The sequence below is a fragment of the Bariatricus massiliensis genome, assembly GCF_900086725.1.
Classification (GTDB): Bacteria; Bacillota; Clostridia; order Lachnospirales; family Lachnospiraceae; genus Allocoprococcus; species Allocoprococcus massiliensis.
Map to the genome: position 1 here is coordinate 321915 of NZ_LT574837.1, position 22857 is coordinate 344771.

28 protein-coding genes are annotated in these 22857 nt (G+C 45.4%); 2 read left to right on the forward strand and 26 right to left on the reverse strand.

Annotated elements, in window-relative coordinates; all coding sequences use genetic code 11:
- Positions 1-19: 19 nt before the first annotated feature.
- The 26 genes from BN6465_RS07660 to BN6465_RS07780 form a co-directional block, all read right to left on the reverse strand.
- Positions 20-1876 (reverse strand): VirD4-like conjugal transfer protein, CD1115 family, encoded by a 1857-nt coding sequence (locus BN6465_RS07660; protein ID WP_025641445.1) that lies wholly within the window; start codon positions 1874-1876, stop codon positions 20-22.
- Positions 1866-3020 (reverse strand): hypothetical protein, encoded by a 1155-nt coding sequence (locus tag BN6465_RS07665; RefSeq protein ID WP_066733222.1) that lies wholly within the window; start codon positions 3018-3020, stop codon positions 1866-1868. Before BN6465_RS07665 ends, BN6465_RS07660 begins: the two co-directional genes overlap by 11 nt.
- A gap of 15 nt (positions 3021-3035) precedes the next feature.
- The gene (locus tag BN6465_RS20720) at positions 3036-3212 is read right to left on the reverse strand and encodes a hypothetical protein (RefSeq protein ID WP_154670220.1); all 177 of its coding nucleotides are present in this window, start codon (positions 3210-3212) and stop codon (positions 3036-3038) included.
- Positions 3199-3870 (reverse strand): DUF6100 family protein, encoded by a 672-nt coding sequence (locus BN6465_RS07670; protein ID WP_025641440.1) that lies wholly within the window; start codon positions 3868-3870, stop codon positions 3199-3201. The genes BN6465_RS20720 and BN6465_RS07670 overlap by 14 nt, the downstream gene beginning before the upstream one ends.
- Positions 3842-4393 (reverse strand): DUF5697 family protein, encoded by a 552-nt coding sequence (locus tag BN6465_RS07675; RefSeq protein ID WP_025641438.1) that lies wholly within the window; start codon positions 4391-4393, stop codon positions 3842-3844. The genes BN6465_RS07670 and BN6465_RS07675 overlap by 29 nt, the downstream gene beginning before the upstream one ends.
- A 45-nt stretch (positions 4394-4438) precedes the next feature.
- A complete protein-coding gene (locus tag BN6465_RS07680; protein ID WP_227183714.1) occupies positions 4439-6952 on the reverse strand; it encodes a VirB4 family type IV secretion system protein in 2514 nt (837 codons plus the stop codon).
- Entirely contained in the window at positions 6882-7304 is a 423-nt protein-coding gene (locus BN6465_RS20460; RefSeq protein WP_025641433.1) for a hypothetical protein, read from the reverse strand. Before BN6465_RS20460 ends, BN6465_RS07680 begins: the two co-directional genes overlap by 71 nt.
- Before the next feature lie 6 nt (positions 7305-7310).
- Entirely contained in the window at positions 7311-9338 is a 2028-nt protein-coding gene (locus BN6465_RS07690) for a C40 family peptidase (RefSeq protein ID WP_025641431.1), read from the reverse strand.
- Positions 9339-9448: 110 nt separating this feature from the next.
- Positions 9449-11539, reverse strand: a complete 2091-nt coding sequence (locus BN6465_RS07695) for a hypothetical protein (protein ID WP_025641429.1) — start codon at positions 11537-11539, stop codon at positions 9449-9451.
- 36 nt (positions 11540-11575) lie between these two features.
- Positions 11576-11935: a hypothetical protein gene (locus BN6465_RS07700; RefSeq protein WP_025641427.1), complete on the reverse strand. Its 360-nt coding sequence runs from the start codon at positions 11933-11935 to the stop codon at positions 11576-11578.
- A 187-nt stretch (positions 11936-12122) separates the two neighbouring features.
- Positions 12123-12755 carry a hypothetical protein gene (locus BN6465_RS07705; protein ID WP_029467218.1) on the reverse strand — a complete coding sequence of 211 codons (633 nt, stop codon included), beginning with the start codon at positions 12753-12755 and terminating at the stop codon, positions 12123-12125.
- Entirely contained in the window at positions 12739-13812 is a 1074-nt protein-coding gene (locus BN6465_RS07710; RefSeq protein WP_025641424.1) for a hypothetical protein, read from the reverse strand. Before BN6465_RS07710 ends, BN6465_RS07705 begins: the two co-directional genes overlap by 17 nt.
- A gap of 80 nt (positions 13813-13892) precedes the next feature.
- Positions 13893-14378 carry a DUF6462 family protein gene (locus tag BN6465_RS21780; RefSeq protein WP_442876299.1) on the reverse strand — a complete coding sequence of 162 codons (486 nt, stop codon included), beginning with the start codon at positions 14376-14378 and terminating at the stop codon, positions 13893-13895.
- Complete coding sequence (locus BN6465_RS07720) at positions 14375-14647, reverse strand: DUF6462 family protein (protein WP_025641423.1); 273 nt, start codon at positions 14645-14647, stop codon at positions 14375-14377. The genes BN6465_RS21780 and BN6465_RS07720 overlap by 4 nt, the downstream gene beginning before the upstream one ends.
- Positions 14648-15090: 443 nt before the next feature.
- Complete coding sequence (locus BN6465_RS07725; RefSeq protein ID WP_066733223.1) at positions 15091-16341, reverse strand: site-specific integrase; 1251 nt, start codon at positions 16339-16341, stop codon at positions 15091-15093.
- Positions 16342-16352: 11 nt separating this feature from the next.
- The gene (locus BN6465_RS07730; RefSeq protein ID WP_066733227.1) at positions 16353-16604 is read right to left on the reverse strand and encodes an excisionase; all 252 of its coding nucleotides are present in this window, start codon (positions 16602-16604) and stop codon (positions 16353-16355) included.
- 10 nt (positions 16605-16614) lie between these two features.
- Positions 16615-16848 carry an excisionase gene (locus BN6465_RS07735; protein ID WP_066733228.1) on the reverse strand — a complete coding sequence of 78 codons (234 nt, stop codon included), beginning with the start codon at positions 16846-16848 and terminating at the stop codon, positions 16615-16617.
- Positions 16849-16863: 15 nt separating this feature from the next.
- Entirely contained in the window at positions 16864-17082 is a 219-nt protein-coding gene (locus BN6465_RS07740; RefSeq protein ID WP_066733229.1) for an excisionase, read from the reverse strand.
- Between the two features lie 97 nt (positions 17083-17179).
- Positions 17180-17401, reverse strand: a complete 222-nt coding sequence (locus BN6465_RS07745; RefSeq protein ID WP_066733230.1) for an excisionase — start codon at positions 17399-17401, stop codon at positions 17180-17182.
- Positions 17394-17954, reverse strand: a complete 561-nt coding sequence (locus tag BN6465_RS07750; protein ID WP_066733232.1) for a type II toxin-antitoxin system PemK/MazF family toxin — start codon at positions 17952-17954, stop codon at positions 17394-17396. Before BN6465_RS07750 ends, BN6465_RS07745 begins: the two co-directional genes overlap by 8 nt.
- A gap of 109 nt (positions 17955-18063) precedes the next feature.
- On the reverse strand, positions 18064-18648 hold the full coding sequence (locus BN6465_RS07755; RefSeq protein ID WP_050618049.1) for a chromatin SPT2: 585 nt from the start codon (positions 18646-18648) through the stop codon (positions 18064-18066).
- Positions 18649-18892: 244 nt separating this feature from the next.
- On the reverse strand, positions 18893-19090 hold the full coding sequence (locus BN6465_RS07760) for a hypothetical protein (protein ID WP_003525176.1): 198 nt from the start codon (positions 19088-19090) through the stop codon (positions 18893-18895).
- Positions 19087-19818: an ImmA/IrrE family metallo-endopeptidase gene (locus tag BN6465_RS07765; RefSeq protein WP_050618048.1), complete on the reverse strand. Its 732-nt coding sequence runs from the start codon at positions 19816-19818 to the stop codon at positions 19087-19089. Before BN6465_RS07765 ends, BN6465_RS07760 begins: the two co-directional genes overlap by 4 nt.
- 19 nt (positions 19819-19837) lie before the next feature.
- Complete coding sequence (locus BN6465_RS07770) at positions 19838-20089, reverse strand: hypothetical protein (RefSeq protein WP_014635881.1); 252 nt, start codon at positions 20087-20089, stop codon at positions 19838-19840.
- 2 nt (positions 20090-20091) lie between these two features.
- Entirely contained in the window at positions 20092-20391 is a 300-nt protein-coding gene (locus BN6465_RS07775) for a hypothetical protein (RefSeq protein ID WP_003525179.1), read from the reverse strand.
- A 12-nt stretch (positions 20392-20403) separates the two neighbouring features.
- A complete protein-coding gene (locus BN6465_RS07780; protein WP_050618047.1) occupies positions 20404-21639 on the reverse strand; it encodes a DNA polymerase Y family protein in 1236 nt (411 codons plus the stop codon).
- Positions 21640-21787: 148 nt separating this feature from the next.
- On the opposite strand from BN6465_RS07780, the gene BN6465_RS07785 reads away from it, so the two are divergent.
- Positions 21788-22198, forward strand: a complete 411-nt coding sequence (locus tag BN6465_RS07785; protein WP_003525181.1) for a helix-turn-helix domain-containing protein — start codon at positions 21788-21790, stop codon at positions 22196-22198.
- 100 nt (positions 22199-22298) lie between these two features.
- Positions 22299-22832, forward strand: coding sequence for an ImmA/IrrE family metallo-endopeptidase (locus BN6465_RS07790; protein WP_066733233.1), 534 nt, complete (start codon positions 22299-22301; stop codon positions 22830-22832).
- Positions 22833-22857 lie beyond the last annotated feature (25 nt).

Sequence of the window (22857 nt, forward strand, 5' to 3'; positions counted from 1 at the left end):
ATTAGTACCTCCTGTAAATTTAAAATTCAGCCGGCGGTTTTGCCGAGCTGTAAAGGCTTTTTTTACGTGCCGGCTTTTTCTCCGGCTCTGCTACTGGAACTGGTTCACTAAGTATTGTAAATATTGTTGCTGGCTGGTAATCCATGATGGATGCCCTCACAATCTGTCTTGACATGGGATGTTTTGTAAAATCCAGTTTTTCAAGCTTCAAGAGATTGCAGCCTCGTATGACGCAGAGCATTTCTTCGTTTGGAAGCCGCAGGACCTCATCCGGAGTCAGAAGCCGCCTTCGTCCCTGACCCTCAGTATGACGGTACTGGGGTATGACCTGAGCGACCGCAATGGTTTGCCTCACCGTCATAGTAGAATTTACCTGCACGGACATATCTCCGGATCTTGCTGAGATATACTCAGCCGTAACCTCATCCGTACATCCAAGCATCAACTGGATGTCGCAGTTGCCGATGATTTCGGCCCACAGATTATTTGGATACCGGTTCTGTAACTGACCCAGGCTCTGCACTGCCAGCATCACACGGATGTCTCTGGAACGCACCACCGAAAGAGAACGGGCAAAATCTGATCCGTCTTCTGCACCACCGATGCGACCCACGTTGTTAAACTCATCCAAGATCAAATTTACGGGCACATCGCAACGGCCGTTTGGCCGGCTGTCTGCATAGCGAGTTAATTTAATAAACATGAACGAAAAAAAGAGCGATGACAGGAATGCCATGGTGGCATCTTGATCGCTCAGGATAATATAATATGCGCATCTGTGTCTGGCAGGAGAGGTCAGATCAATGTCAGACTGACTTGTAATCCGCTGCACTGCCTGGTTTTGCAGCACTTGCAGCCGCGTGCCGAGACCTAAAATGATTCCTGATTTTACAGTATCGCTGGACTGGGCAAACAGATTAAAAGGCGCCCTCGCCGGATGGTCAAGGGGAAGCTTATCGAACATGGCTGTCAGCTGTCGCTCACTGTTCTGAGTCAGAAGCTGGTATACTGCAGTAAGGTGCTTCATGTCCTGACTTCGGGTTCTATCCTGGTCTACCAGAAGAATAAGAGCCTTTAAAAGATTGCCCTCTCCGTTATCCCAAAAGTGATCTCCTTTACCAGAACTGGTATTGCCGATAATAACATTGGTCAGCACTTGTGCCATTAGGGTATCACCGTTTAAGTCTGACATACAGTTCCACGAATCTCCATGGTCAGGTGTGACGAGATTGTAAATCTTCACCTCATAGCCTGCCTGCCGGTACATTTCTGCTGTGTCTGCATACAGTTCGGCTTTACTGTCTGTGATAATCACGGATTCGCCACGCTTTAGTGCCTGAAACAGTGAATTCCGGATGATTGCCCGGGATTTCATGGTGCCCGACGCACCAAATATGGCAATGTGTCGATTGAGTCTGGTGTCTTTTGGCATACAGACCGCTTTTCCCTTATACTCACCCAGAATCGTTCCTTCAGCCTTATCAACAGAAGACACCTCCAGTACCTCACGCATTTCTTTTTCTTCCATCCATGAGGCGGTTCCGTAAATCCCTGACTTGCTTTTGGTGAAGCCTCTGGGGTCATAGCTTTTTCCATCAAACTTATCGTGAAGCTTGATGTAAGCAAAAATCCCTCCGCCAAGGATCAGGGTTCCAAGCATTCCTTTCAGCCCGTCTGGGGTAAACGCCATTGGGAAACAAACCGCAGGATTCCAGCTGACCGGTTTCATGGCGGCCTCGCCTGCAAGCCCGTCTGCCTGCATCCATGCTGCGTAGTTTGTAAACAACTGGCCAAGCATTCCACCAAGATATAAAAACGCTGCGCATCCCAGTATGATGGCCGCCACAATGGCAGCCGTTCTTTTTTTATCTTTCAAGCAAATTCCTCCTTTCTGGGCAAAGCTCCTCTTCCACCGAGTCCATTCCGATGGTTTTGATGCTGGCAAGCCCGCCCAAGTATTCCCGGAGGAAGTGCGTCTGATGGGGAAAACATAGAACCTCAAACTGTCCGGTTCGGTTTTCAATTGCTTCCCGAAAACGGATGAGTCTTGCAATGTCCCCATCCAGATGCGATAAGATATTTACGCCGTCTACACAGGCGTCATATTCAAAAAGCCCTCGGTCGTAGGATCTGACCTCAGGCTCAAATAAAAGTTCAAGTAGCTGCGCTTTCCAGTCTGGTACAGAAAAGAGACGCAGCTGCCGGATGCCACCCCCGTTCATTGGAATAAAATGGATATGGCGGTAAATGGAATCAAAACGAAACTCCAACCGCCTGGTTTTGTCTGATTCTAACAGTGTCCGCAGGGCTATCTCTCCAGACCGGCCAAATAATATCGCTGAGTCTACCTCAGAAATACCAGTATTCAGTCTTGTAAGCTCAATCAGGCTGTGGAGAGCTTTAAACTCACCCATGCCGCTCCACTTCATTACGGCATCCCTTGTATTATAAACAGCATAACAATTGCTGGAAGAAAATATTGCGCCGGCCATACGGGTGAACATCGTCTTGTTCATCTCTGTCTCTCCGACTTTTTTCATATCCTTTGCCAGATAAAAACAGGGCTTGTCAGGTATAACCTGCAGCATCTCCCGGTTCTGAAGTCTGGGGAGAAGATAAGGTCTTGCCTCCATACCGGCTTTCATACACATTGCCGCAGCCTCTGAAACACGATGATTCCTATCCCGGTGCGAGGCATCACCCGGAAAACGATGTTCCCAGAATGAGTCCATATAATATTCATACACACCCGGATAAAGCCATTCCAGTATGGGAAGTGCACCCTTATAGAGCCGGATGCTTTTTCCTGCCCCTTTTCCAGATATGGTCAGCAGGCGGCAGGTGATTTCATCACAGGAATGATAGTTGCGAATCGTCTGAAGCGTAGTCAGCCTGGAAACGAGAGCCTTATAGACCCGCTCACTCCCAAGCAGGGAAAGGCTATGAAATGGGAACTCTCCCGAAAATGAGAGAAGCATGACGAGCTGCCAGACCTGACTGCCCGGGCGAAAATGCACCATAGCACTCACCTCCGCTCATAAGCATTTTCCGACAACATGACTGCTCTCTTTGTCGGAATTTCCAGCGTAAATACGTCCCCAAATCGCTGCTATACTGGGCTTTTTGCTCCTTTTGGAATATATGTAATTTTTCTTGTCCAAAAAAGTTCCGTTTTTACATAGGTTTTTACGGCTCAATTTATCTTTTTTCATAGAGTTCCACCCCCTCATCCGGCATTGTGTTTTCCATAGCCAGCCATATAGGAAATTCTTTCTTCGGCACCACATATACCTCCGTCCGTTCCTCCTGTCCTGCTGTGCTACAGTAATAGTGAGAGCATACCGCCGGACTGTCGTCCGGCATCACATACATGGCAACAATATCTGAAACCATGTTGATTTCAATGTTATCATGATCCCGCATTTTTCTTTCGGGTCTGGCTCTGTCATATACATGACGGTAAATCAGAACACAATCCTGATACCGCACAGGCGGTCGCTTTTCAAAAAAGGCTCGCATGGCAGGATATAAGAAAGAGCGGATATAATCCGCTGACCCGCCCGCCTTCTTTGGGAGCAATGCTGGGATGCGAAGGCAAAACCAACGCTCCTCTGTAAAACCAATTTCTACGGGAATACAATCCTTTATCCGGTGCTCCACCTCAAGCTTTGCATTCCGCACGCCGGTATACGCGGGAAGCACCCGCGTCAGAAGCACCAGCCGCTCCGCCGTTTCTTCCAGATTAAGAGAATGCAGATAAACTTCATAGATACTCCCGTTTTCACAAAACCATTGTACAGAAGCAAGCTGCTCCTGCAATTTCTTATCCAATCTCCCGATCTTATCCAACGTGTCCAGAAATTTCGTCATCGCTCACTGCCTCCTCTGAATAGAAAGTAACCCCCGGCTCCTCGTCCCCCTGAAAGTCCACTGTCGCAAACAGGCAGGGAGCGTGAGGAAGCCGCATCCCATATGCCATAGAAATACGGGGAAGAACGATAATATACTTCAAATCCTCCTGAGGCTGGAGCAGTTTCAAAAGGTTCTGCTCACCTTCGTATAACACCACGATTTCGTAACCGGTATTCTCCTTTAAGAAAAAAAGCTGAGATGGATAAACCGCCGGATAATGTGCCATCGGGTCCACATAATCAATGAATTTCAAAAGAACCCATACGGCAAGAATCGTTCTCTGATCCGGTTTATCCATTGCATCCAGCCCAATATAATAGCCGCTCGACACATCCGCAATCCGCATCTGCTTCTTCAGGTTCCGCAGGATTTTATCTGCGGTCTGGGCTGGCTTTTGCAGCATTCGTGTAATCTGAGTTTTCGGCAAAGCTCCGTACTGTGAGAGCCATTTTACAACATACTGCTCATCTTGCAGCAACATAGGCAACACCTCCTTTTTGTAAGTATTTTCCTTAAAATGCGTATTCTACGCAGAATGCGTTTGCTCCTGCTGGCGTTCCTTTAGCAACGCTTCCAACTCAGCCCGGTCAGTCGTAATCATTTCCTGCTCCTCTTTGGAAGCTTTGATTACAACAGGAACTTTGTTATTGTTGGAGCAGACCAGCGCTTCACCCCGTTCAAACCGGGTAACAGAACGGATCTCTGTTTTTGTCAGCTTCAGCACTTCCTGCACATACTTGGCCTCATCCGGCTCCAGATTCAAAATAATCTTGTTCTTACTGTTATTGATGATTGCACGTCCATACTTGCCGTCCTCAAGCCCAAAGAAGTCAGATAAATCCTGTGTCGCAGAGACGGCTGCTCCTCCGAACCCTCTTATGGTTTTAAAGATGGTTAGACAGAACTCTGCCGCCATTCGATTGGAACTGGCGCCAATCAGCTGCCATATTTCATCAATCATTATGGCTTTCTTTTTGGTACGGTCTGCCTTGACCGTATCCCAGACGTAATCCAATGCAATAAACATCCCGACCGGAAGTAATTTGCCTTTCAATTCTGAAAGGTCAAGCACGATATACTTATTACTGAGATCCACGTTTGTCTGCTGGTTGAAACTCTGGGCTGAGCCTGTCACGAATCGGCTGATGATAATGGCAATGCGCTTTGTCATCGGGTTCTCCAACAGTTCCTTGTGGAGATCCCCGATAATCGGCATTTTCTTCATCTTTGGCGGAGATACGCTGCGATCTATATACAGTGAATCATTGTCATGAGTAATGCCGAACTTCGCATAGGTCTGAATCAAAGCCTCGTCCAACATCTGCTCCTCCTCATTGGACATATCCGGTATCAAGAGTGAGAAGAAAGTCATCAACTGCTGAATCTTACGAGCCAGCATAGAATCCATTTCGCTGTAATCAATCTCATCTATCAATTCCATCTCCGGGGAGATGGTATGCCGGATCTCCATAATATTGATACAGTGCGGAGAACCAGGGGCGATCTTAATGAACTCACCGCCAATTTTCTTGCAGGCCCTGCGGAATTCATGCCCCTTGATTGGAGCCAGGATAAAACACTGGATTCCTCTCATTCTCATGCGGAGCGCCAGAAGCTGCATGGTAAAGGTCTTGCCTGCGCCGCTGGTACCTAAGAGGTTCAGGTTGGCGTTCTTGTTTTTCTTCGTATTAAACAAATCCACGATACACAGTGAATTATTGTGCCGGTTGATACCGAGCAACACACCCGTATCGTCCGACATTTCAAAAGAAGTAAACATATAAGCAGATGCGGCGCCGCTGGTCAGCACATTCCGTCTCGACTTCTTTTCCAGTGATGGTTCAATCTTCAAAAACGGCATCACGGAGCGAAGTGCCGCTTCCTGCTGAAATCTACAATCACTTACGTACATATCCATGGATTTTAACATATCCACGATCTGCTGCTTACGCCACATCAGTTCCTCATAGCCTTTGGCGGAAACTGTGATGAACACAGACATATAGAACAGATCCTCATTGTTATTGGCAATTCCGTTCTTGATAAAGTAGCCTGCCTGTATGGAATTGGTCAATTCCTCATAGTCGGTACTGGTATCCTGCATACTTTTCAGCTTTGTTCTGTTAAGTCGGATACGCTGCGCCACCTTGTCAATGGTCTTGCTTCGGTTCTCACGCCTCAGCTGTATATCTATGTCAATCCCGTCCCCGGCATTGATAAGGGCCGACATCCATCCTGCCCGCACCATACCCGGATAACCATTCCCTTTTATGAACAAGAAGGAATAATAAAGCCCATCCATCACGACATAGTTATAGTGGGTCAAGTCAATTCCACGCGGCGACAGAAAGTGCGCTATGCGAATCTGCGGGATAGGATCCACGCCAATGACCTTGTCTTTCGCCGCCATCGTATCCACGACCACACGGTTCACACGGGACGAAAACGGCTCATCCACACAGGACCGGCGGTTAAAAAACATATATAAAATCTCCGCAGTTGCCTCATCCGGGTCTTTCTGTTGGAGAATCGTATTCCCGCACTGTAGGAAATAAGCGCGGGCATTCTGCTCCGCTGTCTGCATCATGCCATAAATCTGGGAAAAATCATCCCCATCCCCACGACGAATCTCTTCATACTGGAAAATCAAAAAGAAGCGCCTTGTAAGCGCCTCTCTACTTCCCACATCCTTAATCAGGCGGATATAGCCGTCTCCAAGATGTCGGCATTCTTCACTTTCCTCTATTTCCAGTTCTTCATGGATCATGGCAATGTGTTTATCTGAGTCTGCCTTTCTTGTCATACTCTTAAACTGAAGCCGCATAGGAGAAATTTTCAACCAGCTGGCAAAAGACGATATGATATTAAATTGTTCTTCTCCGGAACGCAGCATAAAGTTAATCGGCTCAATTTCAAGAATCCGAATATATCTCCCATCGGTCGTTTCAATAATACCGTGCTGGAGACTTTTAACTGGAATGAAGTCCTGAACGAACTCCAGCTTTTCCGGTTTTTTTGCCTTTTTTCTTTGCTTTGCCACCTTTTTTCTTTTTTCGGAGCTGTTTTGGATCATATCTGTATCCCACCCTTCTGTAATGTAGTTTTCTCCTGCTCGCAAAATATCGGATGATGTGTCCGATATACTGAAACAGCGAATCGCCGTCAATCCCCATCATGGAAAGAACCGCAAGAGGTAAAAGTGTAAGAGTCATGACAACAATGCGAATCGTTCCGGACATGGGAATCAGCACCAGTTCCGGATATCCCAAAATAATTAACAATATCCCTGTTTCTACTGCATTTCTCGGCTCCAGCATTCCGCCAAAAATCTTGCCGGAATCTGTGTAATTTGCCGGTATAGCATAAATATTACTGTACTCTTTTTCATCCAAGATTTCTCACCTGCCTATCCTGTAAATTGTAGCTGTTGTCTTGTATCTGCCCAAACGTAATGCTTCGTTATGATCCGGCACAAAAATATCCACACGATGGATATCATTCTCAATGCCGGAACCACCGCGATCTTCTACGGTATACATGGTTCCGTTTATCATAATCTGCGTGCCAAACGGATAATGGCTTGACATTGCAACCATGCCGCGAGCCACCTTTTTACCACTGGCAGTAATCCCGTCTGCGTTGCTTCCGCAGCATTTTGCACATGCACAGTAATGGGTAACATCTACTTCTAAAGTAGAAATCGGTGTTCCTGAAACCTCACCGGATACCGGCGCATCAAAATCCACATTGACAGGCCGACGTAAAGAAAGCGATGCTTCGTAACTGGGCGTATTCAGGATTACACCCTGTCCGCCAGAAGAATGCACCCACATCCGTTCTCCGCTCTCACCGTACCCGGCAAAAATCAGTACATGGTTCCATCCGTTTCCATCAGATTCTGCTAAAAATCCTAAATCACCGGGAAGCAGCTCACTTGCTGATACCCCAACGGTATTTGGATACTGTCCGGACGTACCTGCTCCGATATCTACACCCACAGCTGTATTAAATACCCATGTGCTGAAGCCTGAACAATCAAGCCCATAAGGGCGTATTGTGCCTGTTGTAGAAGACCCTGCAGCTGTTACCAGCCTTGGCGTATTCCATTCATCGTTCCAACCGGGTGCCGACTTACCACCCCAAAAATATGGAACCTTGCCCACAAGGGACAGGGCGGTGCTGAGGATATGCTTTCTTGTCGCATTACAATTCTGTCGGTTCACAAAAGCAATCAGCTCGGCATCCGTCAGAGGAACCGTCTGTCCACTGCCTACAGAACCATACAGCGTCCGTTTTAACGCATTCGCCATGTTCTGAATCACCTCGCCATAAGTGAGGTTAAACTGATCATATTTTGCATTCAGGTCAATGCCAAACGCTTTGGAAATCACTGTATTGTCAAACGGATGAATGGTACACTCCAGATATTTGATAATCTCAGTACCAGGGCTCAGGGTTTCCTGCCCGTTTGCCACATAATAACTTGCTGTGGTTGTGCCTGTAATCTTCCCACCGGAATAAACAGGGATATCCACCGCTACCTCTTTATAGGCATCCACCGTGACAGCCGTATCACTGCTATGTGCTTCATCCGGGAGATAGTAAGTTTTTGATGCTGTCTCATACCGGTATTGGGGTGTGCCGTTAATCGTACCTGTCTGCACCTTGTTTGTAATCACAGTGAGCGTTACTGATTTATAGGTGTAATAGGAAACAGGAATGGTTATCTCTTTTTCCTTTTCTTCTGCTGTAACGGGAAACATATCTCCAGCACAGCCTCTGAGCTTTGATACCATATCGTCCTTGCCAGTGTTTTGCTGTTGCATGGACGCTGAATAAGCCGCCAGTATGTAACAGACATCATATCCGGCGGAACTCTGTGCATAATTGACCAACGCATCCATTGAAAGATCGTAATCATATCCACCGTCTGTAATCAACTTATCCGCATAGGCAAGCGATTGGTTATATCCTTCATCTACCACATCGGAAACAGCACCTGACATCTCCGTATAGGCTGACATCAGAGTTGCGCCTTCCGCCGGCTGCGTACCATCCAGCCCAAAAATACTGTTTGATACAATCGTCGGCAAGGAAACAATCATGGTAATCAGGAACAACAGAAACAAACAGATACATATCAGTATCTTGAAAAGAGTATGGCGCATTGCCCATGCCGCAGACAGGATAGCGCCCCACGGACCACCAGCCGCAGTACCGGCAGCGATTTCTGCAGCTGCCTTTCCGCCCTCCACACTGGCTTTTACAGTAGCAGCGGCCGCATTAGCTGTAGCCTCTGCACCCTTTACTGCCGTTTGCTTTGCTGCTTCCTGTCCTGCCTGCTTCGCCGCTTTTGCCATTTGTCCGGCGGCCTGTCCATAATCATCAGAACCATCACCGATTTGCTGTTTCTCTGGCTCAGCCATGCAATCCACCTCCTTATATCAAGCTGCTGCAAGAGCAGCGTTATTTCAACATAAAAAATGCAAAACAGCCGAACCAGTATCTTTCTCTGATTCGGCTGCCTGCACTTATTTTACCGTTTCCGCCTTGGCGGCTTAATTTCCCCTTTGCTGCGGGGCTTTGGCTCTCCATAGCGTGATGGCGTATTCTTATAACGAACAGTTTCCACAGATACTGTGCGTACACTGTCACCATCATAAACCGGTTTTCCATCCTGATAAACCGGTTTGCGTTCCACAGCGGCTTCGCCGCGAATAGCGAACCACTGCCCTCCGCGGGCATCTTCAAACACCTGATAGTCCCCTCGGGGAGCCGCATACTGAGATGTATCATAGAACATGGTTCCCGATCCATTTTCATGGCGAACCTCAAAATGACCATCCATACGTCCGGATCCATCCACAGAGGATACCTGTTGTTCATATCCTGGCATAAATGCCTGGAACTGTGCCTGGTTATATGCAAAAGCAGCCTCGCCCTGTTCAAATACAGGCGCTTCAGCGTGTTGCTGCATAGCATACCAGTCTACACCGTTTGCCGACTGCATAATCGTATGTGGTGCATCCGGCTCATCATAGTAAGCGCTGTTGTACCACATGGTATTGCCAGAATCGGAACTTGCTTCGATTACGCCATCGCCAACCGTCCTGAGGGTCGTTCCTTCGGAAGCGTCTGGGAAAGTCGCTGCAACCTGTGCCGCTTCTGACGGACTTCCCATAAATGCCGGCGCATCATAAAACGCACCTGCTCCGGCTCCGCTTGCCATCTGATACCACTGGCTTCCATCGGAAGCTGTAACAACAGAATGCGGTGCATCCGGTTTCTCAAACTGTGATGCGTTATACATTTCAAGCGCTGTACTCTTTCCATCTGCGCCAATTGAAGTTGTACTGATCTGACCACCTGTAATCTGGGTATCTTTCAGCTGCTGACCCTGCATCTGAGGCATATAGTTGCCAAGGCTTCTGTCTGCAATGTCACCGGCAATCGTTCCGGAAACACCAGGATTTCTTGAAGCTACAGAAGAAATGGAGTCACCTGTAAGCGTGGCACCGTTGCGTGCCGCCATGCCACCAAAGGCACGACCGACAAAACCGATGCTGCCGCCGGCACCCATACGGCTTCCGCCATCCACAACCGCATCACGGACAAAGGAATTTGGCTTGAAGCGTGATGCGAACCCGGAAGCAAATCCGCTTGCAGCTGCACCCGTTCCGGTTGCAGTGCTTGTACTATGGAACATACTGCCCGCATTTCTCACACCGCCTCCAACACCGCTGATCACCCTCGCTGCCATCATAAGCTCCATGCCCATACTGGAACCAGTCTGGGCTACATTCAGCCCCATGGCCGCCAGATAGGAGTCAAATTTCTGTGCCGTTTTTAAAAAAGCCAATGCACAGAACAGCCAGAGAAAAATGCTTCCCTGACCTGTGGAAAGAGCACCGCCGTTTCCGATATACTGTCCCATGGAACTATTAAAGCCCCTGAGGAACCATACATTCATCACCAACAGCAAAAGCTGTGATCCCACCATACGGCACCAACTCTTGAAAACCGGCGCTGTTGTTTTGGAAGCACCCATGGAAAAAGCCAGAGGGGAGGTGTAACAGAGCACGCCAACCACAATATAGCGTTCAACGGTTTCCAGTAACAACTTAAAATAATTCCAGCCAAGAGCGATCTCTAAAATAATGAGAAGCAGCAGCCCTACCACTGATACGATGGCTACAATGGTTGTCAAACCATTAGACAGTGCCTGTTCCACACCCGCAAAAGTAAAATCCTCTGCCGACATGGTAATCTCCATCAAAGCCGTATATGGCGCTCGGGCGATATCCAGCACAATCATAAAAATCGGCTTTGCATAGCCGATCAATAGAGCAAAAATAGAACCTCTTGCCAAAAGCACCCACGGATTTTCTGCCTCCGTGATTGGTCCTCCAAAGACACGGAAAAGCTGCCATACCGTTACAAGGAACAGAATCGCCCATGCTGTGTATTGCATGACTGTAAATGCCTTAGACACAAACGGAAAATATTCTTCCATCGCTGTCATATCTGTTCCCAGCGCCTGAAGGAACAGACCGGATACTGCATCCATCATTTGTGAAACAATGCTGCTGATCCACGTAACGATTCCTTCAAAAATCCAATCAAGCATCTATATCACCTCCTCCATCTGCTTTCTCTTTTTTGTTTATCCTGTGTAATTGCCACCAGCAATAAGGGGCTGCAGATAGGCGACGATGAACCCCAGGGAATTGAGGACAATCCACGTCACTACAATTCGTTTAAGCCATGACGTTGCCTCATCGACTGCGCGCTGGTTTCTGGAAATCATCCTGACAATCAATGCGATGGCCGCCGCTGTAACCGCCACAATCGTGCTGATTCCAACCAGCTGGCCGTAAACATCCTTCATGATTGTCGAAAAACGGTTCCAGATTGTGTCAGCCATAACAGGCTGCAGCGAAATAAGCATTGCAGACGCCATACTGACCAACGACCAGTAGGCTGTCTTCATACGCCCTCCGCCTCTTTTGATTTGTTTAACCATGCCGAGTACCTCCTTTTTTGATTTTAGGCAATAAAAAATGCCGCTTCTCAAAGCATTTCAGCTTTAGAAACGGCATCTTTGTCTGCCCAATCCCAGTTTGGGATGATACAAGTATAGCACGGCTTTATTCCCCTGTCATCGGCAGAACTTATGCCATTTTTGTGCCAATTTATTCACCCTGAATTTGTCATTCCAAATGTTCAAAAAGCGTCAGAAGCTCCAGCCATACATCCACATCCTCACTTGGAGCTGACCACAGGCGAATGGAAAGAATGGAGATTGCCTGCTCACGAAGCCTGTAATAGTGCCTCTGTGACAAGTCCAGCCGAAACAGAATCTCCTCCAGTTTCAGCTTTTCTGGTGCCAGATAGGCCGTATAGATCAGCTGATACAACTTTTCGCCCCGTGTCGGCTCCTTGCGGAGAACTGCCATCGCTTCGTTAAACCGATCCAGAAGCAATCTTGACCTTGCCGCTGCCTCCAGACGGCTCTCCATCCGTTTGTTCCCAATAGCCATCTCCAGATCCAGCCTGTCCACCATTCGGTCAAAGCTTTCAAACGGGGCCTCCAGCTCCTGCAAAATCTCCTCTGGGTAACAACTAAACACCCAGACCATCTTCCGGTAATTCTTGAGGAGCATCTGGGTATTGTGATAAGCATTTCGCTTTTTCTCCTTTTGAGCAGCACGCACTTTCTCATCATCAATTTTTTGGTCTCCAAGAATCCCTCGCTTTGTAAGAAGGGAAATAAATGCGTCTGACTGCGCTAATATCCTGTTTTCCTGTTGTTCATACAACTTTTTTTCATCCTGCTTGCTCATATGTAAAATACTCCTTTGCTATTTTCGTGATATCCACCGGCTCACATGGCCCGCGGATTTTACTCGTTTCTATCACTGCCTGTGTTATATAACCTTTACCTTGGCAGTCATATCCACAATTCTTACAATTCCTACACGGAGAAAGATACGCGCGTATTATAGGGTCTGAAAGTGCAACGCGATTTTCAGCGTTCTGTGTGTCTGCATCTGGCAGGTTGCTTCTGGTCAGTCTGCGGCTGTACCATGTGATGAGCTTGTTCATATGCTCATGGTCTGAACCCGTTTTATGCGTACCTGCGCCATAAATGCGTATTTCATCAAGAATACGTTGTATTTCCTCCTGGTTTGGAACTGAAACCTCTGATCCTGTCGGATACAATTTATTAAAAATGAGACAGCCATAGGAACCTGGAAGACCATATAGCGCAAAGACATCCCCATACTTTTTCATGAATCTCCATACTTTCGTCTTTTCCCAACCCCAACGCTGTCCCAAGGTTTCCAACGTGAGTAAGGCTCCGTATTTTCCATACTGGATGACCGGAGCCATAAAAGAAAACGCATTGTTCGGATCTTCATACACGGAATGGCACCAGAGATCCATCCAAGCGTCAGCTTCTTCAAAGATATATTGTTTTTCCGCAAGGCGTTCTGTGATATTGCGAGGAAGGCAGAGAAAACCATATCCATCCGTTGCATAAACAGCACCCTGCATACATTCTTCTCCGGAACATTTCACTACCCAGTCTGTTATCTGATAGGTCAGCTTTTTCGTATTAGAGTCAAGCGTATACTGTACATAGCCTAAGCCAGACAGTGTCTGAAGCGCCTCCAGAGCTTTCTGACGGCTTTTTAGGCCGAGAATACTCTTTAGCCCTACAACGCCTCCTGACCACATCCCGGGGCTTACAGCGTTTATATGCCCGCAGTAGAGGGCTTGTCCCTTGCGAAATGCTGCACGGGATGCCAGACGCGCCCATGCACCCATAATCCCCTTTCCCTCAGGAAGATAATTTCTGGGCAGCTTTACCCACTGGTATTTCATCAAACATTTCACTTAGGTTCCCTCCTTTCATAATTATGGGCATAAAAATAGGGCGGTTCCTGTTAAAGAAACCGCCCGGCGATATAATTTAATTAAATCCTTACAATTAATCCTTCAAGCCTGTCCGTCTTAATCCCAGTTAAATACCAACCATTCCCCATTTCAATTCTGGCAGGCCTCCAGTCTCCATTGATAAAGACATCCATACGCTCCCCACACTGAAGACCTCCATAATAATCCTCCAAATCAAATCGAATGTCCATTCGCCCAGTCTGGGCATCTAAAGTTAATGCTCCTTGTCTCATATCATTATCCTCACTTTTCATACTTTCATCTTGCTCAGACGCATCATCTTTGCGCCTCAAGATTCTAAGATACTCTTCAAAAATATCTCGCCGTATTAAAACCCGCTTTCCAATCTTATACACTGCACCTGCCTCATGAGCCAATCTTGTAAAAACTTTCAAGCCCAGTCCGTAATAATCAGCGCCTTCATAATAGGTAACGAACTCACGCTGTATCATCTTGGCATCCTCATCGTCCAACATATCCGAAAACATCCATAGATTTCCGCTCATTCTTTATCCTCCTGTGAAACCAACGTACTCGGCTCATGAAACTGTTCCAGATACTCATCAAAAATATCCCGGTTAATCAGAACGGTTCCATCCATTCGATATATGGCTCCCGCTTTACCAGCAAGTTCCAACAGCTTCTTGTGTGTAATGCTATAAACTATTTCCGCATCCTTATACCTGAGAAACTGTCTGCGCAATCTTTTTGCACTTTCCCGCACATCATTTCGCTTTTTCAATTCATAATAGGCTTTCGTCTTGTCACTAATCATAAAATGAATCCTCCATTCGATTTGTTGTTTGACAGAGAGTTGCACCAAAACGAAAAAAGAGAACACCTTTGAAATTTCTTTCAAAAAGTGTTCTCTCAGCGATGTGTGCTGTATTGCGTTTCAGCCTCCAGCTATTCATTCTGCGTCGCAATTCTTCGTATTGATATGAAAAATTGTTGTCAATTTGTTGTCAACTTGGATTTGAGAAGCCGGAAACCCTTGATTTTACTGGGTTTATTCCTTGACGGGCTTCATTGTCGGGACGAAAGCAGACATCATTTACTTGATGTGCTGTGACATCATATTATTTACTATCGCAGCAATTTTCGTGCTTTTGGGGTCGCTCGCAAGTCTTCGAATAATATCGAATTTGATTGCTATTACTGTATAAATTGGTGTAAATGGTGTAAGCACTTTATCCTGAAACGAATAATCGCTAAAAATCAATTCGCTTTATTATACTCATTTTTGAAGTACGAGTCAAGACCTTCAAATTCAGACCTTCTTAGTTCCTTCGTTACATCAGTATAAATGTTAAGGGTGGTAGAAATATCTTTGTGTCCAAGCGTATCCTGAATAACCTTTACATTTACACCTGCCTCACACATTCTTGTCGTGAATGTATGCCTTAATGAATGGCAGCTAAAATGCGGAAGCAAAACCTTTGCATTTTCATCTTTCAGGAGCTGTTCATCATTGCAGTCACGGATGATACGACGGATTGCTTTGTTAAGGGTTGCCTGATGTTGCGGCTGTCCAAAACGGTTAAGAAAGATAAAATCAGTATATCCGTCCACAACAGCTTCACAATGAATATCAAGCAATTCCTGTCTTTCTTTTTCCATAAGGAATGCTTCTTTGACGAAATCCAACATCGGAACTTGGCGTTTTCCAGCCGGAGTTTTCGTGGTATTGATATTAAAATAACAGCCACGCTTGCTTCCCTCGGTACGGTGGTCATAGTAAACCAGTGTGTGGTTCACATCAATTATACCTTCTTCCAAATCAATATCGCACCATCTGAGACCCGTCGCTTCTCCAACACGAAGCCCTGTTCCAATCAACACTGCAAAAATCGGATACCACAAACTTGCAGACGGTGTATTCTTCAGATAACTCAAGAACAGTTCCTGTTCCGGTCTCGTTAAGGCTCTGCGTTTCTCCGTTTGAAAACAATGGGACTGCTTTAACTCTTTCAGCACATTATTGGAAGGATTATTTCTGAGATAATCATCATCAACTGCCATATCTAATATCTGATGAAGAACCGTATGGATATTATCAATAGTCGCCGGTTTCAAATGGCGTTCATCTGCAAGGTAGTTGTAAAACCTCTTAATATCTGATTTTTTCAAAGAAGAAACGGTCTTTGAACCAATCTGTTGACGGACAAATGTCTCATACATATATTTATAGTTTTCAAAGGTGTTGTTTTTCAGACCACGCTTCAAATCTTTCCAAAGCTCATACATATCGTTAAGAGTGGTATATCGAGCTTCTGCTTTTATGCCATCTTTCTTGTCTTTTTCTATTTGTTCTTCTTTATAGCGAAGTTCGTCAAGAGTCTTGGCATATACATAACGCCTTTTTCGGTTGGCGTCCGTCCAACAATAATGATATGTACCGTCTGCTCGCTGTGATTCGCCTGTGCGAAGAACAACTCTTGATTTATCTCGTCTTTTTGTCTTTGCCATTATTTTTCCTCCTAAACCTTTTCCGCTTTATCCATATAAGCGTCGAACTTTTCTCTGACTATCAGAATCTGTGTTCCATTTGCAATAGCAAACGGACAGCCCTTCTTCATTGTCATACTTCTTAATCTTGCAATTCCAATCCCGGAATATGCCGCAGCTTCATCACAGGTAAGGACTTTGCGTTCCCATATTGGCAAATCGCTCTTTCTGTTCTCAATTTCTTTTCTGTAATCAGCGATTTCTTTTCCTTCTACTTTTATCACTGTTGACCTCCTAAATCGAATACAGATTTTCGAGATAATCCTCGAATCGAACACGCTTTATCATTGTTCTTCGCCCTACTCTCAGGGCGAAATTACAGTCTTTCTGCTTTATAAGAGAGTATATCGTTTCTCTCCCAAGACCTGTATAAGCACAAGTCTCCTGTACAGATAAATTCTGCCTGTGCCATAAAGGTACTTCTGAACTCCTGCTTTTGAAACGCTCTACAGTTTCGCTATTGCCCATTATTAACACCTCCCGTCATATTGAGTAGCATTTTTCAATGTACTCATCGAAAACCCTTCTTTTAATCATTCGGCGGTTGCCAATCCATAAAACGAAAGGGCAATCTTCAGGGTTTGTCAATTCATAAAGTTTATCTCTCCCTATCCCCGTGTAAGCAACAGCTTCCTCTATTGATAAGAATGGTTTTCTGTAAAGTGGAATATCATATTTTTCTTTACTTTTTCTTTCGGGCATTGTACCAACCTCCTTTATTTTTCTGTCTAAAAGGATACAGAAAAAGCGGCGATGAGCCAATGATGCGAACTGACTCATCGCACACTTGACTTTTGAGCTAAATTGAGTATTGCCTTTCAAGATACTCAACGAATGGTCTTCTTTTGATTACTCTCCTTGTGCCAACCCAAAGAACAAACGGACAATCTTCTGTATCTGTCATTTCATATAGTTTTCCTGTCCCTATTCCTGAATAAGCCGACGCTTCCGCAATGGAAATGGTTGGTCTGTGCCACATAGGAATATCATATTTGTCTTTGTTTCTAACTCGCTTACTCATTCCTGCACCCCTTTCCTTTGACCGAGGTGCGTTTGTCATAAACGATGTAATCCCAACCGCTGTTATTGCACTTATCGCAGTGGTCTTTGCTTTTCGCAAACGGGTCAAGACGCCTGACAACATAGTTTGGGTCGTGGATATAGTCGCTCAGACACTTGGGGCATAAGCAACGAACATCTCCGTTTCTGTCTGTGTTGTAAATCCATAAACCGAAAGTCTTTTTAAGAGCTGCGTTAATTTGCTTCCAAAGCCTTTCATCGTTTACCGAACCAATGTAGTCTGTCAGTTCATCCTTATTGACGGTCTGTATCTGTTCAAGAAGAACCATTGACGGCTTCTTCAGACCGAAGTCCTCACCCAAAATGATGTGTGAAGGAAGATACTTCTTTTTCATCACAGCTGTAACAGCCGCAACAATAATTGTCGGAGCGTTTGCATTAAAGTTGTCCGCCTGAATTACCATTACAGGTCTCTCTCCCGACTGGACAGACCCCTCCCTTTTTCCAAAATCGTAGTAGAATAAATCTCCACGCTGAATTTCTTTTCTCTGCATATATGTATAACCTCTCTGTTCATTTAGTCTTGAAAGTGCATTTCGTATCCGGAATTGAAATAACCCCTTCACTCATTTGGACAAAGGGGGTCAAAATGCACACCCAAAATCAGAGGTTTTCATAAAATTTCTTGAAATTTTTTCTTGCGGCGGCAATCGACTTATCTACAACGCTGTAATATACGCCTTCTTCCTTTGCGATTTTTCTTGAACTCATACCTAACAAAATCGCTTTAATCATTCTTTCTCTCTGAACGGGTTTCAGCATTTCCAATACCTTTCTGACTTTTGCAATTTCTAACTGTCGAAGCTGTTCCTTTTCTTCCTCAATCCGTTCTTCCTCCGCCTGCTCAAACGGGTCAACAAACGGAGTAATCAGTTCCCGGTGGAACTGTTCAGAGATGTCATCTTCATAGCCGTACACATCGATTGTTCTTTTTGCTCGCTTTTCGTACTTATCATTGTTTCTGTATGACTCGTCAATCACTTCGCCCTGAGCCATAGAAAGCAGAATGAACGGGGTGTACCGGCGGATAACATCAGGGTATTTAACCCACAATTCTTCTTCCGCCAGTTCTGTTACAATCGCCCATTTCTCCGTGCCGGTGTAACCGTGGTATTCATACCGCAGATTGATGAGTTTGCAGTCGTTCGCAAATAATAATTCCTGTTGTTCTAATGTAAGTTTTGTCATTGTCGTAATCTCCTTAAATTTGAATTTTTGAATTTGGTTGAAATCAAAAATTCGGAGATTACGGATACTTGGCGATATATGCCAGCCACTTATATGTCACGGTCTTGCTCCTTTCGGGAGCGACAAAAAAGCCGGACACCAAGAACATTAGGATATTTCTATCCCTTAATTCTCAGCGTCCGGCAATTTGATGACTCAGGAGCTTTCGCTCAAGGACTCGTGGCTCGGTACATCTGCCCGATATTTAATTGTTCGCTCTGTTATTACTTCTTGTTAATCTGTACTTGACCGTTCCCTTGCGTAGGGACAGGTCAACCTCTACTACTCTGTGGCAGTTCGGACATTTCAGTTCAATAACACCTGTTGTCATTGTTACCTTGTCGAAAATACGCCAGCCACAGTTTTTGCACCTTACGATTATCTTTTGTTCCAACGATTTCATAGCTCGCTCACCTCCGGATAAACCGTAACCAAATCAAAAGGATTATCAAGATACTCCTTTTTCAGTAGTCCGAGCTGTTTCATTCGTATGGCAAGTGCTTTTTTGGAACACCCTAAAAAATCGGCAAGTGCGTCAAACCTTTTATATACGCTCGGATAGTATATCTTGTTCAGGCATTCAATCTTTTCGCCGAGACTGAACAGATACATTCCTTGTTTTATGAGGTTTTCAGGAAGAAGAATAGCAGCTCCAAGCGTGTTTGCCTGCCATTCCTCCCAATCGGATATTGGCTTATTCCTCTCGGAATTTGCCTTGCAATAATGTACTCCGGCAGATTTCTGTGTTACACCGTAATCATGCGGGAACAACATCTTGAATATCTGATGGCTGCCCTCGTGCATTAAGGTAAAGTTCTTTCTGCCTTTCAGCTTGCTGTCAAAGTTCAAGTCCTTTTCCACAAGAACGGTTTTCCCGTCCAAAAAGAAAAAGGCTTCGTTATCATCATCTTCAAATACCTGAACACCCATTTCCGTAAATGAGGTCATTCCGAGAATACTACCGTCATAGGATAGGTGCTGGTATTCGACATTCAATCCGAGAACCTTCTCCAAGAGAAGCTCCGGGTCAATTCTGTATATTTGTGTGTTACGGACATCAGGAAGTGCCATATATGCCTGAACATACTTGTCGGCAATCGCTTCGATGTCAAATCTCGATAAATGTTTCAAGTTACAAAACCTCCTACCATTAGGATTTTGCTTCTACAAACCACTTTCCGTTTTCTTCGTCGAACAGAAATGTGGGCTTGCCGCAAATCTGTACCGTGTAGCGGATACCGGTTCCTCCGACTTTGGTGGAAGCCGCACGGCATTTCTGAATTACACGGTCTATCTCATATTTTTCATCATTCTCAAACTTGATGAAATTCGGACGAGCCGTCCCATCAGGTCTGTGTGTTACATTTACTTCAACATAAACTTTTCTTCTATCGGATTCCATTTCTATACCTCGTAATTTCTCAAAGTCAAAACCAATCTTCCCAAGTGCTTGTATCCGTCGATGTTCTTATCCGACACCCTGTACTTAGGTCGGTCATCTCCGGCAGTATTGATGTAACAGGAAAGCCTTCCTTTCTTAAAGCGTTTTTTCCGGTCAAAGAACAGGAACATTCCCTCATATATACCGTAGTCGGTAAAATGGTTTCCGCCGTCCGCACGGAAGATAACAATATCTTCGCTGCACCCCTGCAAAAAGCAGTCGGGTATCGTAACATAAGCCGTAACCTCTTTTTCGTCAATCACATTAAGCCCTCCTTAACCGACCATACCTGTCGGCATAGTGATTTCAGCTTTTTTCGGTGGTAGCCGCAGGTTCTGACACAGAACCCCATTCCTTATGCTGTCCTTTCCGAAACGCCGTCTGATTTCTTCAACACACTTTTCCATTCGCTCCAATTTGTCCTGCTTGGCGGCGTCCATAAACATATCTATTTGACGGGGCGTGTCTTGTGGAACAAGATTTATGGCTTGTACCGTCACAGAACGGATAGGGTTATTCCACCCATATCTTTTTTCAAACAACTGAAAAGCGGTCTTTGCAATAATCATCGGAGACTGTGTAGGAAGTGCAATCTTCGTCTGCCATTGCCTTGTATTGAGTGTGTTGTCTCTAATATGTATTGCGACACCTTCTGCACTCAGTCCGTGAACACGGAGCTTGTGTCCGATGTCTTGGGTTAACTCAAGAAACACGGGCCACACCTGCTCCGGTTTCTCTAAGTCTGCTACCGTTGTTATACCGTGTCCTACGCTTTTTATAGGAGAAACGAAGTCTTTCTTGGCAACAAGGGAAAGGTCGTTACCATTGGCATAGTTCCATAAAACTACTCCGTTCTTTCCTAATCTTCTGCGTAAGAACTCAGGGTCGGTATTCGCTAAATCCCCGATGGTACGAATACAATAGCTGTCAAGCACTCGCTGGGTTGCCCGTCCTACACCGAGCAGGTCAGCGGCAGGAAGTCCCCAAATCTTTTCTTTGAATGTGTCCTTTGGAATTACGGTTACTGCGTCCGGTTTCTTCATATCCGAGCCGAGCTTCGCAAATATCTTATTAAAGGAAACACCCACAGAAATCGTCAAGCCGAGTTCAAACTTCATAGTCTCACGAATTTCATTTGCCACCTTTTCCGGCGAACCGAAAAGGCTTTCTGTCCCGCTAATATCCAGCCAACACTCGTCCATACCATACGGTTCAACTTGGTCGGTATATCGCTCATAAACGCTTCTCGCAAGCTTTGAGTATTTGATATACTCCTCATAATGGGGCGGCACTACAACCAAGTCCTTGCACTTCTGTTTAGCCTGCCATACTGCGTCCCCGGTTTTCACATCAAAAGCCTTTGCTTTGTAGTTCTTTGCAAGCACGATACCGTGTCGTTCCTCCACAGAGCCGCAGACAGCAATCGGATATTTCTTCAATGCGGGGTCGAGCATACATTCGACGCTGGCATAGAAGTTATTCATATCACAATGAAGTATGCTTCGTAACATTTTTAGAACCCCCTTGACATTTTGGGTAGTTTGGTGTACACTATGTGTAGTTCAACTTCCCAATTCATATTATATACACTTCAACTGTACTTGTCAAGAGCAAATGGGTAGTTCAACTGTAAATATTCTTTTAAGGAGTGAAATCACAATGACATTCGGTGAAAAAGTCAAGGCTGAAAGAACAAAGCTTGGTATGAGTCAAGATGAGTTGGCAGCTAAAATCGGCGTAACCCGACGCATAATTGGTTCTTATGAAAATGATAAATCCCGTCCGAGAGGAATGGAAAGATATAAGAAGCTGGCAGAATCCTTAAATGTAAATGTGAATTATCTGCTGTCTGAGGACGACGCTTTCATCGCCGATGTAGAGGATAAGTACGGACGCAGAGGAGCAAGACAGGCTCAAGAGTTGCTTGCAGAAGTGACCGGTCTGTTTGCCGGCGGCGAAATGGCTGACGAGGATATGCGTGAAATGGTGGACGCCATTCAGGAAGCATATCTCATCGCTAAGAAAAACAATAAAAAATACACCCCGAAGAAATACCGCAAAGACGAGTAATCCTCGAAGTGAACTAAGTCCAATATATGGGACACATAATAGTTTATAATTTATTATAGGGTAAATATCCGATATACTATAATATGGGAGGTGAGCCGGATTGGGGTATTACACTACGGCTGAGATTGTGAAAATCGTAAACAAGCTCATTGACCGCTGCGGCACTCGTGACCCATACAAGGTCGCAAAAGAGCTTGGTATCAATATAATCTACCGGAATTTTGACAAGCAGCGTGGAGCATACAAGGTTATTCTGAAGAACCGCTTTGTTTTCCTTAAAAACGGTATGCACCCGGTCGTGGAACAGATAGTGCTATGGCACGAAATCGGGCACGATGTTCTACACAGGCAAGAAGCTGTTGCTGTCGGCGGGTTCAAAGAGTTCAACATCTTTGATATGAGAGAAAACCGTATGGAGTATGAAGCAAACATCTTCGCTTCTCAAGCTTCGCTACCGGACGACACCATTTTGGAATACATTGAAAACGGCTATGACATTCAGCAGATTGCACGGGCAATGAGTTCCGACATCAACCTGATTGCTCTGAAAGTGGATACGCTGATTGCACAAGGCTATCAACTTCGCAAACAGGAACACCAAAACGATTTTCTTAAATACAATCACAAAATGTAAGACCGTCAAGTCTCGAATGAGATCT

Bases quoted from the DNA above. Each gene is read 5' to 3' on its own strand.
- BN6465_RS07665 (WP_066733222.1), bottom strand. From the start codon at position 3,020: ATGGTGCATTTTCGCCCGGGCAGTCAGGTCTGGCAGCTCGTCATGCTT.
- BN6465_RS20720 (WP_154670220.1), bottom strand. From the start codon at position 3,212: ATGAAAAAAGATAAATTGAGCCGTAAAAACCTATGTAAAAACGGAACT.
- BN6465_RS07670 (WP_025641440.1), bottom strand. From the start codon at position 3,870: ATGACGAAATTTCTGGACACGTTGGATAAGATCGGGAGATTGGATAAG.
- BN6465_RS07675 (WP_025641438.1), bottom strand. From the start codon at position 4,393: ATGTTGCTGCAAGATGAGCAGTATGTTGTAAAATGGCTCTCACAGTAC.
- BN6465_RS07690 (WP_025641431.1), bottom strand. From the start codon at position 9,338: ATGGCTGAGCCAGAGAAACAGCAAATCGGTGATGGTTCTGATGATTAT.
- BN6465_RS07695 (WP_025641429.1), bottom strand. From the start codon at position 11,539: ATGCTTGATTGGATTTTTGAAGGAATCGTTACGTGGATCAGCAGCATT.
- BN6465_RS07700 (WP_025641427.1), bottom strand. From the start codon at position 11,935: ATGGTTAAACAAATCAAAAGAGGCGGAGGGCGTATGAAGACAGCCTAC.
- BN6465_RS07705 (WP_029467218.1), bottom strand. From the start codon at position 12,755: ATGAGCAAGCAGGATGAAAAAAAGTTGTATGAACAACAGGAAAACAGG.
- BN6465_RS21780 (WP_442876299.1), bottom strand. From the start codon at position 14,378: ATGAGCGGAAATCTATGGATGTTTTCGGATATGTTGGACGATGAGGAT.
- BN6465_RS07720 (WP_025641423.1), bottom strand. From the start codon at position 14,647: ATGATTAGTGACAAGACGAAAGCCTATTATGAATTGAAAAAGCGAAAT.
- BN6465_RS07725 (WP_066733223.1), bottom strand. From the start codon at position 16,341: ATGGCAAAGACAAAAAGACGAGATAAATCAAGAGTTGTTCTTCGCACA.
- BN6465_RS07735 (WP_066733228.1), bottom strand. From the start codon at position 16,848: ATGGGCAATAGCGAAACTGTAGAGCGTTTCAAAAGCAGGAGTTCAGAA.
- BN6465_RS07740 (WP_066733229.1), bottom strand. From the start codon at position 17,082: ATGCCCGAAAGAAAAAGTAAAGAAAAATATGATATTCCACTTTACAGA.
- BN6465_RS07745 (WP_066733230.1), bottom strand. From the start codon at position 17,401: ATGAGTAAGCGAGTTAGAAACAAAGACAAATATGATATTCCTATGTGG.
- BN6465_RS07750 (WP_066733232.1), bottom strand. From the start codon at position 17,954: ATGCAGAGAAAAGAAATTCAGCGTGGAGATTTATTCTACTACGATTTT.
- BN6465_RS07755 (WP_050618049.1), bottom strand. From the start codon at position 18,648: ATGACAAAACTTACATTAGAACAACAGGAATTATTATTTGCGAACGAC.
- BN6465_RS07760 (WP_003525176.1), bottom strand. From the start codon at position 19,090: ATGAAATCGTTGGAACAAAAGATAATCGTAAGGTGCAAAAACTGTGGC.
- BN6465_RS07770 (WP_014635881.1), bottom strand. From the start codon at position 20,089: ATGGAATCCGATAGAAGAAAAGTTTATGTTGAAGTAAATGTAACACAC.
- BN6465_RS07780 (WP_050618047.1), bottom strand. From the start codon at position 21,639: ATGTTACGAAGCATACTTCATTGTGATATGAATAACTTCTATGCCAGC.
- BN6465_RS07785 (WP_003525181.1), top strand. From the start codon at position 21,788: ATGACATTCGGTGAAAAAGTCAAGGCTGAAAGAACAAAGCTTGGTATG.